Source organism: Paenibacillus sp. FSL H8-0168, from assembly GCF_038592955.1.
In the GTDB taxonomy this organism is placed as follows: domain Bacteria; phylum Bacillota; class Bacilli; order Paenibacillales; family Paenibacillaceae; genus Paenibacillus; species Paenibacillus polymyxa_B.
Genome location: NZ_CP151948.1, coordinates 4895474 through 4914816, shown reverse-complemented (window position 1 = coordinate 4914816; position 19343 = coordinate 4895474). Strand labels below are relative to the sequence as shown.

Genomic DNA, 19343 nt, shown 5'->3' with positions numbered 1-19343 from the left:
CATAAGGTGAACGTCTTATGGGGTGAAATCGAAATGACATAATTACATAATATTTGGGTTTTTCGTCCTGGTTTCTTATGTATTTTTAGAGACTTTCGCCTCGTTTAGTTAGAATATAGAAATAAAAGGATTGACCTGGAAATTGAGATCGAGCACAATGAAGTTGAATTCAACTTGGAAGAGAAAGGGAAATCCTTGCAGTGAAAGGGATTATAGAATTCAAAGGAGGATGTAGGTTGTGAAAAAGATGATATTATGCTTGTTAAGTGCCAGTCTGATATTTTTAGCTGCACCGGTTTCTACTAAAGCCTTTTCGGGTGAGGTCACACAAGGCGCTGGCTCATATTCAACTACACTACCTGCCGGAGCAGCAACACCGCAAAACGAGATTTACAAAACAGCGAATGTAATCAGCCCAATGCCTACCAATGACTGGTGGAGCAGCCTGGCCTGGGTACCGTACTCCGAGGCTCAATATCCGCATCCCCTTGCCTTGAAAAATCAGCAAAACGGTTTACGCATCTTTAACCCGAGTGGGAAAATTACGGTAAATCCGGGATACATCGCGGGCTGGATGGATGATGTGAACGATTTTACCATCGGTCATTCTGTAAGCGCTTCATTTCCGGATGCCAAAGTGGACGGTTTCAGCGACTGGTTTGTCAAATCATTATTTCAAAGCGGCAACAATAAAATGAGTGCTACCTATGGACACGGCTCCCCTTATGTTTTTTTTGAGTTTGGCGGTGGCAATCCCAAGCTTTCATTTAATGGGGTGCCAGAGGTTTGGTCTGGGTCAGCTAGTTCCCCTGTGCTTGGCATTACAGTCAATGGCTCACACTATGGTCTGTTTGGTCCTTCCGGCAGCACCTGGTCTGGCCTCGGGTCGAGTACGCTGATCAATCAATTAAACGGGAAAAACTATTTTACAGTGGCGGCTTTGCCTGACAAAACAACCGCGACATTGGACAAATTTCAGCAATACGCCTATTCTTTCGTTACAAACTCCAAAGCACAGTACAGCTATAACGAAGCCTCTTCCGAGGTAACGACCACCTTTACTGTTGCAACGACAGCGAAGGAAGGCACACAAAGCGGCACTATTTTTGCCTTATACCCTCATCAGTGGAAAAATTCATCACAACCCCTGCTAGGCTATACGTACAATTCTGTACGCGGTCTGATGAAAACAGCAGAGGGTGCGTCTTTTCAAACGAAAATGAAATTTACAGGAGTACTGCCTTCCCTGCCCGACTTGGGGTCCTACGATAAAAATACGCTCAACAGTTATATAGACGAAGCGAAAGCGGAAGTCTACTCTGGCGATAGAGACACGTACTGGACGGGAAAACGTCTGGGCAAGCTAGCAGCGCTGGCGCCGATTGCCGACCAGGTTGGCAATACCGCAGCAGCGACCCAGTTCCGCAATGAGATCAAAAGCCGGCTGCAGGACTGGTTTAAGGCTAGTGACAACTCGGGGAATCTGAAAAGCTCCAGTCTATTTGTGTATAACAACCATTGGGGGACATTGATCGGTTATCCCGACAGCTTTGGCAGTGCGGTAGAATTAAATGACCATCACTTCCATTATGGATACTTTATCAAGGCCGCAGCCGAAATTGCACGTGTGGACAAGAGCTGGGCATCCGATTCCCAATGGGGACAAATGGTGCAGCTGCTCATTCGCGACATTGCCAATACCGACAGGTCTGATTCAAAATTTCCGTATTTGCGTAATTTTGATCCCTATGCCGGACACACTTGGGCTTCCGGCCATGCCAAATTTGGTGATGGCAACAACAATGAATCCTCCTCGGAAGCGATGAATGCTTGGGCAGGTCTTATTTTATGGGGCGAGGCGACGGGAAATACTCAAACTCGTGATCTCGGCATCTATCTATACACAACTGAAATGAATGCCATTAACGAATACTGGTTTGATGTGCATGGCACAAACACTCCTGCAGGGATGCAAAGCGCGACGGCAAGCATGATCTGGGGCGGTAAAACGGTAGGGAATGCAACATGGTGGACCGATAATGCCGCAGAGGTGCATGGTATCAACTGGCTACCGATCACCTCGGCCTCCTTGTATCTGACGCAATATTCGGAGTATGCGGCTAAGAACTATAACGATCTGCTGCGAAAAAGCGGTGGGAACTTCAGTCCGTGGGAAGATATTGTGTATATGTACAGAGCAATCTCGAACCCGTCCGATGCCAAGGCGAAATTCAGTGCACGCGTAGCAGCCATGACACCGGAAGCAGGGAATTCCAAGGCGAATGCCTACCACTGGATCTACAATTTGGATGCTTTAGGCAACATCGACCGCAGCATCACCGCTAATTCACCTATTTATGCCGTATTTCATAAAAACGGTGTAAAAACTTATGTGGCCTACAATTTTACAAACCAAGTCAAAACAGTAACCTTCTCAGATGGGCACAGTATTACCGTGCAGCCGAATAGCTTTAATACCGGAAATGGAAGCGGCGGTGGCAATCCGCAACCTGATACGGAGGCTCCGTCCATCCCGGCGAATGTTCGAGCTACGACCAAAACGGCTTCGGTAGTCACTCTGGAGTGGGATGCAGCTACAGACAATGTTGGCGTTACGGGTTATATCGTTTATAAGAACGAGGCCCAGGCAGCAGAGATAAGCGGTACTTCCGCTTCAATTACAGGGCTGAATGCAGCTTCCACTTACAGCTTTACCGTTAAGGCTCGAGATGCAGCTGGTAACCTATCTGCAGCAAGCAATGCGGTAGGGGTAACGACAGAGCCAGCATCTGGTGGTAATGAGGGTGGCGGGGAAACGGAGGATTATAAAGTAGGAGCTCGCTTTGTCAGCGATCATGAAGCATTGCTTCAATTTACACCCAAAACAGCCTCGGCCTATGTTGATGTGCATTATACTTTAACTGGTGGACAACAGCTCAATTACCGAATGACAAACAACGGCGGTGTCTGGGAGCAGCGGGTTACAGACCTCGATATCGGGAAGGCTGTCAGCTATTGGTTTACCTATGAAAAGGCGGGATTGCAATACGAGACCCCTTCATTCAGCTATACACACCAGCAGACTGCTTCTACAACAACAGACGTTCCACAACTTCCACTACCGAGCGTCGATCCCGTTTTCGAAAAAACATCCTAGTGGATCAGACCTAAGATACGAACGCGACAGTTAATTATAGAAAGAAAGACACAAGGGAAGCACATACGCTTCTCCTGTGTCTTTTTTTATAGGGTCGTAATACTTTCGCCATGTTCGTGAGTTCCAGGTTGCGCGATAATGATAAAGGCTGATACAGGAAGATATTACCGAGGCGTGGATTTCCAAAGGTCCCACAGTGCCTACCCTGATGGGGTCAGGTATCCTGTAAATCTGATGTATCCACCAACATTAGGGTTCAATTCCCAATCGCCTTCCACGCGACTTCTGGTAGAGTATTCGAATGATCGAATAAAAACAATGAAAAGACCCGGATAAGAGCATCCCATGTCTGGTCTCGATGACAGATACCGGGGCGATGGCTATGCGGTCAGTGGATACCGGAGAGAGCAAGCGCCGACAGGTTTTGAGGTCTCGGGGATACAGATTCACAGTCGATGTTGGGCTGATGAATCCCATCCCTAGAACACGGAAACAGACGGTATCTTTCTTTTTCCTTAAGCTTGACCCCGCCGTCCACACCGGAGGGATGCTCTGCAAGGGTCAATAACCCTACTACAACAAATAAAAAATAAAAAATCCTCATTTTAAAAGTGTGTTGATTTTAAGGCGGATAGCAGCGGAGCGGCCCATTTGAATCTGAAGAAGCGAAGCGTTCGCCTTTGCCACTGAATTTTAACCCTTTAACGGGTTCATCCATTCTAAAAATTCAGTGGCAACAGCGATCGGAAGATCAATTGGACCGCGGAGCCGCCACACATAGAAAGAAGCATACTTTTAAGTGGAGGATTTTAATACTAGGAGTGATACGATGTTTAAGAAGATAACGATTAAATCTGATGAGCGCGGGCTGCTGTTCAAAAAAGGAAGCTACCACAAGTTGTTGCATCCAGGAACTTACCTATTAAAGACATTTCAGCAGGAAGCAGTTGAAATTTTGAATGTAGCCGAACCATTTTTTGTACCTGATCATGACATTCGTTTGTTTTTGACAGATCCCCTATTGCTTGAGCAATTGAATGTCATTGATGTAGAGGACCATGAATATGTGTTGCATTATGAGGATAATCGATTTGTGGAGCTACTGACGGCAGGGAAATATGCTTTTTGGAACATGCTCAAGAAACATCGTTTTGTTCGTGCAGATACTCGGCAGCCTGCGATTGATAAGGCATTGGGGCAAGCATTCTTGTCCAAGACACCGGGCTTCTGGAAGGCACTTCAGGTGGGCAGCTATGAATTGGGATTTTTATATTACGATAATGTGTTGCAGGGTGAGCTGAAACCGGGAAAATATTATTTCTGGATGTCTACAGTGAATACAGAGATCAAAACGATAGATATGCGACAACAGCAGATGGACCTCATGGGACAGGAAATCATGACAGAGGACAAAATCACGCTACGCCTCAACTTTGTCTGTCAGTACCGTATCATCGACCCGTTGCGGGCGTTGGAATTCAGGGCATACGAGGAACAAATGTACATTATGCTTCAACTGCTGCTGCGCGAATATGTTGGCACGATGAAGCTGGATGATTTGCTGAAAATGAAGCAAGAGATTGCGGAATATGTTTTGACTCGACTGAATGAGCAGAGTGGCGAATATGGAGTGACTTTTACGTCAGCAGGGGTGAAGGATATTATTTTGCCGGGGGATATCAAGGATATTCTGAATACCGTGCTGTTGGCAGAGAAGAAGGCACAGGCCAACCTCATCACACGACGTGAAGAGACGGCATCCACTCGTAGTCTGCTCAATACGGCCAAGCTGATGGACGAGAATGCCACCCTCTTTCGTCTTAAAGAACTGGAATTCATGGAAAAAATCTGCGAGAAGATTGGCACGATTTCGCTGACTGGCGGAAATACGTTGCTGGAGCAGCTGAACACACTGGTTCACATGAAAGAGGGGCAGGGACTCCAATAACTGAAAATACTCCCGAACGATGAGTGCAAGCCGGCTCAAGGTTCGGGAGTATTTTTTGCTTTTTAGTTCGTCTTGGTGGATGCAAGAAAAGCGTCCATATCGATCACCGGAATGAGGGTACCCTGATGCTCCATCACTGTAGGGAACAACTCGCGTTGCCACTCTTCCTCATTGCTTTGTAGCTGACTGTCCTCAGCAGAAGCTGTGTCTTCCACCTGATCGACAAGCAGAGCAATCTTCGCACGGCTGAGCAAAATCATTTTGTCCTCGGCGGAATCGCTTGATGCAGGAAGAAACAGCTTTTTGCGTAAATTAAGGATCGTAAATACATTGCCGCGAATAGTCACCATTCCTTCATGCCACGCCTCGGAAAAGGGAAGCGGCGTTCCTTTTTTGGCATTCATGACTTCTTCTACTTCCACAAAGTTTAAAGCGAACTTTTTGTCCGCCAGACTGCACACAATAAATTCAGACATAGCAATTCTCCTTACATATTCAGATAAGCCATCACAGATTGTGAATGAGCGGTAAAATGGTTTAACTATTGCGTTTTGACAGATGGAACGATAAAGTTGAGGATGCGGTAAAGTAGTTGTAGTTAATCACAGAATATCACAAAAGAGCAGTTAAATCTTCCAAATTAACAACTATACGGCCAAGGCGTGGCTTCAAGTTTCCCTTCATATATAATGTTTGGGACTAAAGCTGTGTCCGCTGGCACTACATTTTAAGATAAGCGGGTTGAGGTAGAATGGATCATGAAAAGCAGCGATTAAGTATCGAGGCAGCCAGATTATACTATCTAAACGACTACAGTCAGCAAGATATCGCGGTCAGACTCGGGGTTTCGCGTCCTACGGTATCGCGGTTACTGCAGGCTGCCAAGGAACAGGGATACGTGCGGATCAGTATTGTGGACCCGATGGAGGATATGGACGCGCTCGGAGAGCAGGTGAAGAAGAAGTACGGACTGGATACCGTGTTAGTCTGTTATTCGCCGTTAAATGAATATCAGGAGATCAAGAAGCATATTAGCAAAAAAGCAGCCGATTATTTGCATGAAACGGTACAGGATGCTGATATTATTGGAGTGACATGGGGAACAACGATGCATGCCGTAGCGCTTCATCTCCAGCAAAAGCAGGTCAAGGGTGTTGAGGTGGTTCAGCTCAAAGGAGGCGTGAGCCATTCGCATGTCAACACATATGCCGTGGAAACCGTGAACTTGTTCGCAGAAGCCTTTCATACCATAGCACGGTATTTGCCGCTGCCTGTGATTTTCGACAGTCACGCCGTTAAGAAAATGGTCGAGGAGGATCGGCATATCCAGCGTATCATTGAACTTGGCAAGCAGGCGAACATCGCTGTGTTTACGGTGGGTACGGTCAAGGAGGATGCGTTGCTGTTCCGATTGGGCTATTTTAACGGGGAAGAGCAGAAGCTACTGCAAAGAATTGGCAAGGGCGATATTTGCTCGCGCTTTTTTGACGCTGAGGGCAATATATGCAGTCAGGAAATCAATAGCCGTACCGTCGGGATTGATTTGCCTGATTTGCGAAAGAAGGAGAAGTCCATTCTCGTCGCTGGAGGCCAGCGTAAAGTGGAGGCCATTCGGGCATCGCTGCGTGGCAAGTATGCGAATATTTTGGTGACGGATCAGTTTACGGCTCAAGCACTTTTACAATAGAGCAAGTCGTCTCAACCCAGCAAAATATACGGTTATGGCACGTCCCTACAGGGAAATATGAATTGTAGGTGACGCCTTGTGCATAAGCTTGAACATAATTTCAAAATGTGTTTTACATATGTTCAAAGCCGTGCTATGATGGTCTCATCACAGAGAAATAAATGACTTTTGTCTTCACACTATTTATCTAATGAAGGAGCTTTTAGATATGAACATTGCAGCATTAATCGACCATACATTGTTGCGTGCAGATGCGACGAAGGATGAAATTACGAAATTGACTGCCGAGGCCAAAAAATATCAGTTTGCTTCTGTATGTGTGAACCCGGCGTGGGTAGCTTATTCGGCAGAGCAACTGGCAGGTACGGGCGTGGCCATCTGTACGGTTATAGGTTTCCCGCTGGGAGCGAGCACGTCCGCAACAAAAGCATTTGAAACGAAAGATGCTATTGCTAACGGTGCGACTGAAATTGATATGGTTATTAACATAGGCGCTTTGAAGGCACGTGATGTACAGCTCGTCGAGCAGGACATCCGTGCGGTCGTGGAGGCAGCTGCCGGTACACTGGTAAAAGTGATTATCGAAACTTGCTTGCTGACAGACGAAGAGAAGGTACTGGCATGTGAGCTGTCCGTCAAAGCGGGAGCGAATTTTGTGAAAACCTCGACAGGCTTCTCAGCAGGTGGAGCTACTGCGGAAGATGTGGCTTTGATGCGCAAAACGGTAGGACCTGAGATTGGTGTTAAGGCTTCAGGCGGTGTACGCAGTCTGGAAGACGTGCAAAAATTAGTAGAAGCTGGCGCAAGTCGGATCGGTGCAAGTTCCGGTGTGAAGATCATCGAGGGCGAGCAGTCTACATCTTCCTACTAAGTTTATTTTAAAGTCATGGAGGGATTCGCAATGAAGGATCAATTGATTCAAAAAGCGCTTGAGGCGCGTAAACAGGCATACGTTCCGTATTCGAATTTTCAGGTGGGTGCTGCGGTTCTCGGAAGCGATGGCACGATTTACCACGGATGTAATGTGGAAAATGCCTCCTACGGCTTATGCAATTGTGCAGAGCGGACAGCGATTTTCAAAATGGTATCCGAAGGCTGCCGGAAAATTGATTCGATTGCGGTTGTAGCTGATACGGAAGGGCCTGTGTCTCCATGTGGGGCCTGTCGTCAGGTCATTTCCGAATTTGCTCATCAAGATACCAAAATTTATCTGACAAACCTTCATGGCAACACAGAAGAGTGGACGGTGGATCAATTACTGCCGGGTGCCTTTCGACCTGCGGATCTGGGGAAATAAAAAAAAGAATGCCTCTTTGGGGCGCGTTCTTTTTATGGGTAATGTAAGCGCTTAATGTAATGAGGGGGAAATTAAATGAAATATGTAATCGCTCTGGTGGGACTGCTCGTTGTATTTGCACTTACTTACGTTGCCAGCAGTGACAAGCGCAAAATCAGGTATCGTCCGCTGGTGGTTATGGTTGTTCTGCAAGCAGCGCTTGCTTTCGTATTACTGCATACAGGAATTGGCGAATTTTTGGTCAAAGGCTTTGCAGAAGGTTTTAATAGTCTTTTGGCATATGCAACTGAAGGGATTAACTTTGTTTTTGGCGGAATTGCGAATGAAGGAGCAGCACCGTTCTTTATCGGTGTACTGCTGCCAATCGTGTTCATATCCGCGTTGATTGGTATTTTGCAATATGTAAAAGTGTTACCTTTTATTATTAAATATATCGGGCTTGTCTTGAGCAAAGTAAACGGAATGGGTAAACTGGAATCCTACAACGCTGTAGCTTCGGCTATCTTGGGTCAATCCGAGGTGTTTATTTCCGTTAAGAAGCAAATTGGTCTGCTGCCAAAACATCGGTTGTATACGCTGTGTGCGTCTGCGATGTCTACAGTGTCCATGTCGATTGTGGGAGCTTACATGCAAATGTTAAATCCCAAATATGTGGTCACAGCTTTGGTATTGAACCTGTTCGGCGGCTTTATTATCGCTTCCATTATTAATCCGTACAAGATTGAGAAGGAAGACGATTTACTGGAGGTTCAGGAGGAAGAGAAGCAGTCCTTCTTCGAAATGCTCGGGGAATATATTATGGACGGTTTCAAGGTTGCTATTACGGTAGCTGCGATGCTGATCGGTTTTGTGGCGCTGATTGCCATGGTTAACGGGATTTTCTCCTGGTTGTTTGGAATCAGCTTTCAGGCGCTGCTTGGATATGTGTTTGCGCCTTTCGCTTTTGTCATGGGTATTCCGTGGAACGAAGCCGTTCAGGCGGGCAGCATTATGGCTACCAAACTCGTATCCAACGAATTCGTGGCCATGCTGGATCTGACCAAGCAAACAGGCTTGTCGGAGCGCACGGTCGGGATCGTATCGGTATTCCTCGTATCCTTTGCTAACTTCTCATCCATCGGTATCATTTCGGGGGCTGTGAAGGGGTTGCATGAAAAACAGGGAAATGTGGTGGCCCGCTTTGGTCTGAAGCTGTTGTACGGGGCAACGCTGGTTAGCGTGCTGTCGGCAACGATTGCAGGGTTGTTTTTGTAAAAAAAACAGCGAGTCAGGAAAGGATTTTTATGATGTCTAAATTCAAACGGATTCACTTGGTGGTTATGGACTCGGTTGGTATCGGTGAAGCGCCGGATGCTGCCCAGTTTGATGATTACGATGTAGATACGCTCGGTCATATTGCCCGCGAACGCGGTGGCCTGAAGATGCCGAATATGGGTAAGCTCGGTCTGTCCAATATTCGTTCCATAGAAGGAGTGGCAGCGGCCGACAAGCCGCTCGCGTATTACACTAAGATGCAGGAAGCGTCCAATGGCAAGGATACGATGACGGGCCATTGGGAAATCATGGGCTTGAACATTGCGGTTCCTTTCCGTGTATTTCCTGATGGGTTCCCGGATGAGCTGATTCAACGCATTGAGGAGCACACAGGTCGCAAAGTTATTGGCAATAAGCCTGCTAGCGGAACGGAAATCATTGATGAGCTGGGCGAAGAACACGTGAAAACTGGAGCGCTCATCATCTATACCTCGGCGGACTCTGTGCTGCAAATTGCGGCGCACGAGGAAGTTGTATCTTTGAAGGAACTCTATGAGATTTGCGAGTTCTGCCGTAAAATCACGCTGGAAGATCCGTACATGCTGGGTCGCATTATTGCACGTCCGTTCGTAGGCGAGGCAGGGAACTTCTCCCGTACCTCCAATCGACATGATTATGCGCTCAAGCCGTTTGGCCGCACCACCATGAACGAGCTGAAGGATGCAGGTCTAGATGTGATCGCCTTGGGTAAAATCTCCGACATTTATGACGGTGAGGGTGTGACAAAGGCGGTGCGTACGGTGTCCAATATGGACGGCATGGATAAGCTGGTGGCTACGCTCGATGAGAATTTCACCGGATTAAGCTTTCTGAATTTGGTGGACTTTGACGCTGTATACGGTCACCGTCGTGATCCGCAGGGATATGGTCAAGCTTTGGACGATTACGATGCGCGTTTGCCAGAGGTTTTTGCCAAAATGACCGATGACGATCTGCTAATCATCACTGCAGACCATGGGAATGACCCGACGTATCGGGGAACGGATCACACCCGCGAATACGTACCTTTGCTGGCATATTCCCCGCGTTTTACAGCTGGGGGCAAGGAGCTTGCGGTTCGTAAAACCTTTGCTGATATTGGAGCGACCGTAGCAGATAACTTTGGTGTGAAACTGCCTGAACACGGAACGAGCTTTTTGGCAGAGCTTCAGTAATCAAGGACCAGCAAGAGTACAAGCAAGATTACTAGTAACAATATAAATAACGATACAAGCATGGACAAATGGGACGGAGGAATAAAAAACATGAGTGTACACATTGGAGCCAAACCCGGAGAAATTGCAGAAACGATTTTGCTGCCAGGAGACCCGCTACGGGCAAAATTTATTGCTGAAACGTATCTGGAGGACGTGACCTGCTACAATGAGGTTCGCGGAATGCTCGGATTCACGGGTACGTACCAAGGCAAACGCCTGTCTGTACAGGGAACTGGGATGGGGCTGCCTTCTATCAGTATTTATGTCAACGAGCTGATTAGCGAATATGGTGTGAAAAACCTGTTCCGCGTAGGTACATGTGGCGGAATGAAGGAGCATGTGCACGTTCGTGACGTCATTTTGGCACAGGCATCCTGTACGGATTCCGGCATGAACCGCCATATCTTTGGCGGCTACGACTACTCGCCGATTGCCAGCTTCGATCTATTGAAGGGCGCTTATGATCGTGGTGTTGCCAAAGGCCTGAACATGCATGTCGGTAATGTATTCAGCTCAGACAGCTTCTACCGTGATGACAAATCAGTGGTACAAAAGCTGATGGAATACGGCGTGCTGGGTGTAGAGATGGAAACTTCGGCTTTATATACGTTGGCAGCCAAGTTTGGCGTAAACGCACTGACGATTCTGACGGTAAGCGATCATTTGCTGACGGGGGAAGAAACGACCGCAGAAGAACGGCAAACAACCTTTAAAGAAATGATGGAAGTTGCACTGGATACAGCAGTATCTCTGTAAACGATCATACGCACAGTGAGGAGAAATGACATATGAGAATGGTAGACTTGATTGAGAAAAAACGTGACGGAAAAGAACTGAGTACGGAGGAAATTAATTTTATTATCCAAGGCTACACTCAGGGTGAAATTCCCGATTATCAAGTCAGTGCATTGGCGATGTCCATTTTCTTCAAAGATATGACTGAACGCGAACGCGCTGATCTGACGATGGCGATGGTTCATTCGGGTGATACCATTGATCTGTCCGCGATTGAAGGTGTAAAGGTCGATAAGCATTCCACTGGCGGTGTGGGTGATACAACAACGCTGGTACTGGCTCCGCTCGTAGCGGCCTTGGACATTCCGGTAGCCAAAATGTCAGGCCGCGGCCTCGGACATACCGGAGGAACAATCGACAAGTTGGAGGCTATTGCAGGCTTCCACGTCGAAATCAGCAAGGACGAATTTGTGGATTTGGTGAATCGCAGCAAAATTGCGGTCATCGGACAAAGCGGTAACCTTACACCTGCGGACAAAAAGCTGTATGCCTTGCGTGACGTTACGGCGACGGTCAACTCGATTCCGCTGATTGCCAGCTCGATTATGAGTAAGAAAATCGCTGCCGGCTCCGATGCCATCGTGCTCGATGTAAAAACAGGTGCAGGCGCATTTATGAAAACCGTAGATGATGCCAAAGCACTGGCACATGCTATGGTGAGCATCGGTAACAATGTGGGCCGAAAAACGATGGCAGTCATTTCCGATATGAGTCAACCGCTGGGTGTAGCCATTGGTAACTCACTGGAAGTAAAAGAAGCGATTGATACGCTGCGTGGCCAAGGACCGAAAGATCTGGAAGAGCTGTGTATGACTTTGGGCAGTCAGATGGTATTTTTGGCAGGGAAAGCAGATTCCCTCGAAAACGCCGAAGAGAAGCTCAAAGAAGTCATTCGCAATGGCAAAGCACTGGAGAAATTCAAAGAGTTTATTGCGAATCAGGGCGGTGACGCTTCTGTAGTGGATCATCCTGAACGCTTGCCGCAAGCACAGTATCTTATTGAGGTGCCTGCGAAGCAGGACGGTGTGGTAGCTGAAATCGTGGCTGACGAAATCGGTACCGCAGCGATGTTGCTTGGAGCAGGACGTGCGACCAAAGAATCCGAGATTGATCTGGCTGTCGGCTTGATGCTGAACAAAAAGGTCGGGGATGCTGTTCAAAAAGGCGATTCACTGGTTACCATCCATGCGAACCGTGAAGATGTAGCTCAAGTACTGGAGAAAATCTACGCGAACATCCGTATTGCGGATCATGCGGAAGCACCAGTGCTGATCTATGGAACAGTGACAGAGTAAGCGGTAAGCCCTATTCAAAAAGTCGTATTGGGTGCCTTTGATCAAGTTTGAAAAATATGACAGCCGGACTCATAATAGATATGAGTTCGGCTTTTTTTATTGTAAGGCGGAGGGCAAGAGGGAGAGAGACATGTTCAGATTATACAGCGATGTTCGGGGAGCAGCCTATGAAAGACTGATTGATTATGCTATGGAACGGGCAGACACGTTTATGCTAGGCATACACTGCATTCTCTGAACCATCTGACCATTTTCGAGCAGGATATACGAACACTACCGCACGCTTTATTCGAATTGGAATCGTTGGAGTCACTGACGATACGAGTAGCGGATTTGGAAGAGCTACCGGCTGACATTGCCAAGCTGACCCGGCTCAAAAGCCTGAGGATCAGCTGTGGATGCTATGATCGCCCGGCACCAGATGTTAAAGTAATTCCCAAAGAGGAGCTGGCATTCCGGCATTTGCCTCCTGAAATTGGAGAGCTGCAACAACTGGAGTATCTGGATATCCAGTATAGCGGAATCCGTACGTTGCCTCCTGAAATACAAAACTTGAACAATCTACGCTCTTTGGACATTGTGAACGGATTCATCGAATCGGCACCCGATTTTATATATAAAATGACTTGGCTGGATCGCTTCCTTATAGAAGATAAGCCGTTCCATCTGTGCAATCATGGTGACGACTGAAGGATAGATAAGAAAAGGAGGAAATCAAATGATGGAGAAATGGGTTTGGATGGGGGTTGCAGGGGCAATTGTGGGTTATGCCACTTTTGCTAGTTTTCCGACACACACATATACTACATCAACGTCGAGTGTGACGCATCCAGCAATACCGCTAAGCGTGCAGAATAAGCAGGGAGGCACAGCGAAGCGTATCGTACATGATCAAAGAATGCATTTTGAAGGACAAGGCGAAACGAACTTTAAATTTGAAGAGGGGCGCAAGCTGTACATCAGTATCAAGAATGTTGGAAAGCAGCCCATACAATACAAGCTCAACAGTTCGAATGGATCGGACTTGCAAGGTACAACGAGCGGATTTTCCAGTCGAACGTTGCAGCCGGGAGAACGCCACGATCTGCTGTTTGTAAAGCCAGAGGGGCAGGATGAAGCTGCAAATGACTCCTTGAAAGAGCTGATTTTGAAAGTAAGTACGGACGATGGATCGCAAGGAAACGTTAAAACCTTCGCATAATATTACACTGTAAGCCCCTTCCAGAAAGGGTGCGACATGCGGTCATTAGTCTACTTATGTTACAATAGAACGGTTGAAGACTTAATGAACAGAATAGGTCAGAGCAGAAAGCAGAAAGGATGACCCGTTGTGCCCAAAAACCATGAATTCGGTAATCAAAAGATGTCACGGAGGCTGTCACTCACAGCCATTTTACTTACACTTACCTTTGTAGCACTTACTGGCTGTGGTCAGGATAAGAATGCTGAAACCATTGATACTGGAAGCAGTACAAGCGTAATCGAGAACGGAGCCGGTGGTAATCGTAGCGGTTCAGCCCAAAGTGACAAAGCAGCGAAAGAGAGCGAGAGTGCAGAAAACAGCGGTACGGATGCACAAAAATCAACTCCTTCGGCTCCATCTGCTTCATCGGATACATCTTCTTCTCCGGCAACCTCCAATCCATCGCAAAATCCATTTGAGGTAGCGGGTATTCAAGATCCTAAAGCGTTTTTGAACACGTTCAAAGCGCTGCAGAAGGCAGTTGCCGACAATGACAAGGAAAAAGTGGCCAATTATATTTTGTACCCTCTGCGTGTTAATGATAGTGAAAAGTCGCTAACGATTCCGAATAAGAAAGATTTTATGGCCAAGTATGATCAGATTTTTACGGACGCAATTCGCGAGGCGCTGGTGAATCAAAAGACAGATGATTTGTTTGTTAATTATCAGGGAGTCATGGTGGGATCGGGTGAACTGTGGTTGAGAAGAGCTACGGACAATCCGAAGCTTTTTGGAGTCTTTTCGATTAATCTTGAAACGGTTGCCAACTAAGTCGTACTTCGTGTGTAAATGACCTCTAAACGGTCGGAAACATATATCATGTTTCTGACTGCCCCCTCTTAAAGAAAGAAAAGTCCAGATGATACATACCAAAAAAAGGTTTGACATCACTCCTAAACTCTCGTATTATATCCATATAACTCATTAAACAGGTAGGAATTAAAGAATTAATGTATGATCTCGCCATTTTGGCGGAGAACCTCTAGGAACAGCAGGCAGACACTGTCCACGTGACAGGTTTGACCTATCAGGGCTGCATCAGGGAATTCTCCGCTCTTTTTTTGATTATGTCTGTCAATAACAGGCGTAAATGAATACAAATTACATAGAATTCGGGGTGTCTTGATGAAAAGGCAATGGAAAAGTGGACTTATTCTCGGACTATCTTTGGTTTTAACGATGATGCTGAGTGCTTGCGGGGCAAGCAAGGGAGGGACGCAGGCGGATGGTAGTTCTGCTGCCGGTTCCAAGGAAGTGGAGTTGCTCAATGTTTCTTATGATCCGACCCGTGAGCTGTATGAGGCATATAATAAAGCGTTTGCCGCCCATTGGGAGAAGGAGAAAGGGCAGAAAGTTACGATCAAGCAATCTCACGGAGGATCTGGCAAGCAAAGTCGTTCTGTGCAGGACGGACTGGATGCGGACGTGGTAACTCTGGCCCTGGGCTATGATATTGATGCGCTACAGGAAAAAGGACTTGTTAAAGAGGGGTGGCAAAGTAAATATGAGCATAACAGCGCCCCGTACACTTCAACCATCGTGTTACTGGTGCGCAAAGGGAACCCGAAAGGGATCAAGGACTGGGACGATTTAATCCGTGGCGATGTGCAAGTTATTACTCCGAATCCTAAAACTTCGGGTGGAGCACGTTGGAACTATCTTGCAGCCTGGGCCTATGCGCTCAAGAAGAGCAATAACGATGAAGCCAAGGCCCAGCAGTTTGTACAGGAGCTGTATAAGCATGTGCCGGTATTGGATAGCGGAGCACGTGGAGCGACAACGACTTTCGTAGAGCGTGGAATTGGCGATGTGCTGATTGCATGGGAAAATGAAGCACTGCTCTCCGTGAAGGAGCTGGGTGCGGATAAATTCGATATCGTATATCCATCGATCAGTATATTGGCTGAACCCCCGGTAGCAGTAGTCGATAAGGTGGTAGATAAAAAAGGTACACGCGAGGTGGCGGATGCGTACCTGAAATATTTGTACAGTGAAGAAGGGCAGACCATTGCTGCCGAAAATTATTATCGCCCAACACTGGAGAGTGTGACGGCAAAGTTCAAGGATCAATTTCCTAACTTAGAGCTCGTAACCTTGAAGGATGTATTCGGGACATGGAAGGAGACGCAACAGAAGCATTTCAGCGACAAAGGCATTTTTGACCAGATTTATGTACCCGGCAATTCATAATATAGGTGGACTGTGTAGGCGATTGATCGGTAGCCGCGAGTGTCATAGTGAATGGATTCAGAGAGGGATGAACAGAACATGAGTCAAGTGCAAGCCACCCGAAAACGCGTACTTCCCGGGTTCGGGTTAACAATGGGTTATAGTGTGCTGTATCTCAGTCTGGTGGTGCTGGTGCCTTTATCGGCACTGCTTCTGAATTCAACTGGACTGACGTGGGAAAAATTTTGGGACGTGGCGACTGATGTCAGGGTGCTAGCTTCCTACAAGGTAAGCTTTTTGTGTGCCGCGGCTGCGGCGCTGATCGACCTGTTTCTCGGTTTATTGATAGCCTGGGTGCTGGTGCGTTATGAGTTTCCGGGGAAACGAATTTTTGATGCGGTGATTGATCTGCCCTTTGCTTTGCCTACTGCCGTAGCGGGGGTTGCTTTGACTGCTCTGTATGCGCAGAATGGCTGGATCGGTTCATTGTTTGAACCGCTTGGATGGAGGCTGGCATACTCACAGACGGGAATTACGCTAGCATTGATGTTTATTGGCATTCCGTTCGTCGTACGGACAGTGCAGCCGGTGCTGGAGGAGCTGGACAAGGACGAGGAGGAGGTTGCTGCTACGCTGGGAGCTGGCAGATGGCGTATCTTCCGCAGCGTTATTGTGCCAGAGCTGGTGCCACCGCTGCTGACGGGTTTTGCGCTCGCCTTTGCTCGTGGCATTGGCGAGTACGGCTCTGTCGTCTTCATCTCTGGCAATATGCCGATGAAGACGGAAATTGCTCCACTGCTCATAATGTCCAAGCTGGAGCAAAATGACTATGCAGGAGCTACGGCGGTAGCGTTGATGCTGTTGGTGATTTCATTCGTGCTGTTACTCGTGATTAACAGCATTCAGCGCTGGTCACGGCGCCGTGCAGTTTAACGTAACTGCCTAAACGCAACTGTCTAATGTGACTATCTAATGTTAACATGCAGGGCTGCGCATGATACCCACGTTCTAAGGAGGGATAGATTATGTCACAAGCGATAACTGGGCAGGAGCTTGCTTCTGCACCAGTGCCTTCATCTGCACCGCCCAACAGGGTCACGACCGAGGCCGCTTGGGTGAAGTGGACGCTGATTGGTGCTGCTTTTTTAGCTTTGCTCTGGGTACTGGTATTGCCGCTAATCGTCGTGCTTACCGAAGCGCTCAAGCAAGGATGGGGCGTCTACGTCGAAGCGTTACGGGACCCAGATGCCATGTCTGCATTGCGGTTGACGCTGCTGGTGGCAGCGATAACGGTACCGCTGAATACAGTATTTGGTGTAGCTGCCGCTTGGCTGATCACGAAATTTCAATTTCGCGGCAAAGGCTTGCTGGTCACCTTGATTGATTTACCCTTTGCCATCTCTCCTGTCGTCGGAGGGCTGATGTATGTATTAGTGTTCGGCGCACAGGGCTGGCTTGGACCGTGGTTGGACGAGCATGATATTAAAATTATATTTGCTCTGCCTGGTATTATTTTAGCGACGCTGTTCATCACCTTTCCATTTGTGGCGCGAGAACTCATTCCAATGATGGAAGATCAGGGACAGCAGGAGGAAGAAGCGGCGGTCATGCTGGGCGCGCGCGGCTGGCGCATTTTCTGGAAAGTGACGCTGCCGAACATCAAGTGGGGTCTGCTGTATGGCATCATTTTGTGTAATGCGCGAGCCATGGGTGAGTTCGGTGCAGTGTCCGTCGTCTCTGGACATATCCGGGGAGAGACGAATACACTGCCGCTGCATGTAGAAATTTTGTATAACGAATATCAGTTCTCGGCATCTTTTGCGGTGGCCTCGTTGTTATTGCTACTTGCTCTGGCTACTTTGGTGCTTAAAAGCTGGTTTGGACGCAAACGCGTGCATTAATTTATGATTTTGTATATGATTTCTCAGGGCCTCTCTTTGCGTCTATCGTCTGTTAACGGCGGGAAGATGGGAAGAGAGGCCCTTGTTCTAAGGTGGCTTATATGGATAATAAAATGATCATATCAAGGCACGTTGGTGTGCCCAGGAGGAGCGAAGGGAAAAATGAAACATCCGTTTCAGTCCTACCGTCAGCTGTTTCCAGTGCTGTCCTCACATATCCATGTAGGGAGTTGTTCCCAGGGGGCCGTATCAAGGCCGGTTTCCGCTGCCATTGAGGAATATCATCGAAGTTTGCTGCAACACGGTCATAACGGCGATCTGTCTATGGCACGTTTGGAGGAGGCTAGAGAGCATTTTGCCAAGCTCATTGGGGCGGAGCCTGACGAAATTGGGGTCCTGTCCTCAGCCTCTGAGGCGATTGCCGGGGTGGCCACAGCCCTTCCTTATGTACCGGGAAAAGAAGGCATTGTGTATGCGGACACCGACTTTCCGACGGTGGGACACATCTGGCAGGCACAGGAGATGTTCCGGGATCACATCTGCTGTATCCCTTCCATCGAGGGAGAAGTGACGATAGAGCAGTATGAGGAGCATGTTACGGAGAAAACTGCGCTCGTTATGGTGTCACAAGTGAACTATACCAACGGATTTCAGCAGGATTTAAAATCCATTGCCGATATAGCCCACCGAAAGCAGGCGTTGCTGTTTGTGGATGCTTATCAGTCTGCAGGGATCGTTCCAGTGGATGTAAAGGCAATGGGCGTAGATATTTTGGTCGCGGGAGCACGCAAATATATGCTTGGAATTCCAGGCGTGGCTTTTCTTTATGTAAGCAAGGACCGAATAGACCGCTTCAAGCCCCGTCTTACAGGCTGGCTTGGGCAGGAGCCCGCTTCCCGGTTTGATATTGCTCACCCGGTTCCGGCGGTGGGAGCCCGACGCTTTGAGACGGGATTGCCTTCTTTCATTAGCATTTTTGCCGCCAATGCGGCCTTAAAGCTGCTGCTGGAGATTGGAGTCACGAATATTCAGGCCTATATGAGTGAGTTGTTGGATTTTTCCGTTGAATATGGACGGCGCAAAGGGTTACACATACGTGTACCTTACAGGGGAGGCGCATTACCAAGCCTGCTCGCTGTTGAAGTAGCCGACGTGTCGGCTGTGGAAAGGAATTTGAGAAGCCAAAATATGATCGTTTCAGCACGAAAGGATGTTATCCGTGTGGCTCCGCATTTTTACAATACGGCTGAGGAAGTCCGACGAGTCATAGATGAATTGGCAGGGCGATGTTGAACGAACGGCAAAAGCCTCTTCCGAGTGAATGGGAGTATAACATCCCTT

At 47.7% G+C, this 19343-nt stretch carries 17 protein-coding genes; 16 read left to right on the top strand and 1 reads right to left on the bottom strand.

The features are described 5' to 3' along the window. Positions 1-238 precede the first annotated feature (238 nt). Entirely contained in the window at positions 239-3157 is a 2919-nt protein-coding gene (locus MHI21_RS21860) for a glycosyl hydrolase (protein ID WP_342418906.1), read from the top strand. Positions 3158-3986: 829 nt separating this feature from the next. Further along, positions 3987-5105 (top strand): slipin family protein, encoded by a 1119-nt coding sequence (locus MHI21_RS21855; protein ID WP_023990388.1) that lies wholly within the window; start codon positions 3987-3989, stop codon positions 5103-5105. Positions 5106-5167: 62 nt separating this feature from the next. Here the strand turns inward: MHI21_RS21855 and MHI21_RS21850 are convergent, their stop codons facing one another. Further along, positions 5168-5581, bottom strand: coding sequence for a chemotaxis protein CheW (locus MHI21_RS21850; protein ID WP_023990387.1), 414 nt, complete (start codon positions 5579-5581; stop codon positions 5168-5170). A 275-nt stretch (positions 5582-5856) separates the two neighbouring features. Between MHI21_RS21850 and MHI21_RS21845 the strand changes: the two genes are divergently transcribed. From MHI21_RS21845 to MHI21_RS21780, 14 genes are all read left to right on the top strand, one after another. Further along, the gene (locus tag MHI21_RS21845) at positions 5857-6792 is read left to right on the top strand and encodes a sugar-binding transcriptional regulator (RefSeq protein ID WP_023990386.1); all 936 of its coding nucleotides are present in this window, start codon (positions 5857-5859) and stop codon (positions 6790-6792) included. Between the two features lie 208 nt (positions 6793-7000). Continuing rightward, complete coding sequence (gene deoC / locus MHI21_RS21840; protein WP_342418905.1) at positions 7001-7663, top strand: deoxyribose-phosphate aldolase; 663 nt, start codon at positions 7001-7003, stop codon at positions 7661-7663. A gap of 30 nt (positions 7664-7693) precedes the next feature. Continuing rightward, on the top strand, positions 7694-8089 hold the full coding sequence (locus MHI21_RS21835; protein WP_029519322.1) for a cytidine deaminase: 396 nt from the start codon (positions 7694-7696) through the stop codon (positions 8087-8089). 75 nt (positions 8090-8164) lie between these two features. After that, a complete protein-coding gene (locus MHI21_RS21830; RefSeq protein ID WP_013312038.1) occupies positions 8165-9343 on the top strand; it encodes a NupC/NupG family nucleoside CNT transporter in 1179 nt (392 codons plus the stop codon). A 29-nt stretch (positions 9344-9372) separates the two neighbouring features. Continuing rightward, positions 9373-10557 (top strand): phosphopentomutase, encoded by a 1185-nt coding sequence (gene deoB, locus MHI21_RS21825; RefSeq protein WP_342418904.1) that lies wholly within the window; start codon positions 9373-9375, stop codon positions 10555-10557. 90 nt (positions 10558-10647) lie between these two features. Beyond that, positions 10648-11355: a purine-nucleoside phosphorylase gene (gene deoD, locus MHI21_RS21820; protein ID WP_013312036.1), complete on the top strand. Its 708-nt coding sequence runs from the start codon at positions 10648-10650 to the stop codon at positions 11353-11355. A 32-nt stretch (positions 11356-11387) separates the two neighbouring features. Further along, positions 11388-12689 carry a pyrimidine-nucleoside phosphorylase gene (locus MHI21_RS21815; protein ID WP_342418903.1) on the top strand — a complete coding sequence of 434 codons (1302 nt, stop codon included), beginning with the start codon at positions 11388-11390 and terminating at the stop codon, positions 12687-12689. A 333-nt stretch (positions 12690-13022) separates the two neighbouring features. Continuing rightward, positions 13023-13379 carry a hypothetical protein gene (locus tag MHI21_RS21810; RefSeq protein ID WP_342418902.1) on the top strand — a complete coding sequence of 119 codons (357 nt, stop codon included), beginning with the start codon at positions 13023-13025 and terminating at the stop codon, positions 13377-13379. Positions 13380-13407: 28 nt separating this feature from the next. Beyond that, the gene (locus MHI21_RS21805) at positions 13408-13890 is read left to right on the top strand and encodes a hypothetical protein (protein ID WP_342418901.1); all 483 of its coding nucleotides are present in this window, start codon (positions 13408-13410) and stop codon (positions 13888-13890) included. Positions 13891-14019: 129 nt separating this feature from the next. Continuing rightward, entirely contained in the window at positions 14020-14703 is a 684-nt protein-coding gene (locus tag MHI21_RS21800) for a hypothetical protein (protein WP_025722514.1), read from the top strand. 354 nt (positions 14704-15057) lie between these two features. Further along, on the top strand, positions 15058-16122 hold the full coding sequence (locus tag MHI21_RS21795; protein WP_342418900.1) for a sulfate ABC transporter substrate-binding protein: 1065 nt from the start codon (positions 15058-15060) through the stop codon (positions 16120-16122). Positions 16123-16200: 78 nt separating this feature from the next. After that, entirely contained in the window at positions 16201-17034 is an 834-nt protein-coding gene (gene cysT, locus MHI21_RS21790) for a sulfate ABC transporter permease subunit CysT (protein WP_165179291.1), read from the top strand. A 92-nt stretch (positions 17035-17126) separates the two neighbouring features. After that, the gene (gene cysW / locus MHI21_RS21785; protein ID WP_013312030.1) at positions 17127-18002 is read left to right on the top strand and encodes a sulfate ABC transporter permease subunit CysW; all 876 of its coding nucleotides are present in this window, start codon (positions 17127-17129) and stop codon (positions 18000-18002) included. Positions 18003-18164: 162 nt separating this feature from the next. Next, positions 18165-19295, top strand: a complete 1131-nt coding sequence (locus tag MHI21_RS21780; protein WP_342418899.1) for an aminotransferase class V-fold PLP-dependent enzyme — start codon at positions 18165-18167, stop codon at positions 19293-19295. Positions 19296-19343 lie beyond the last annotated feature (48 nt).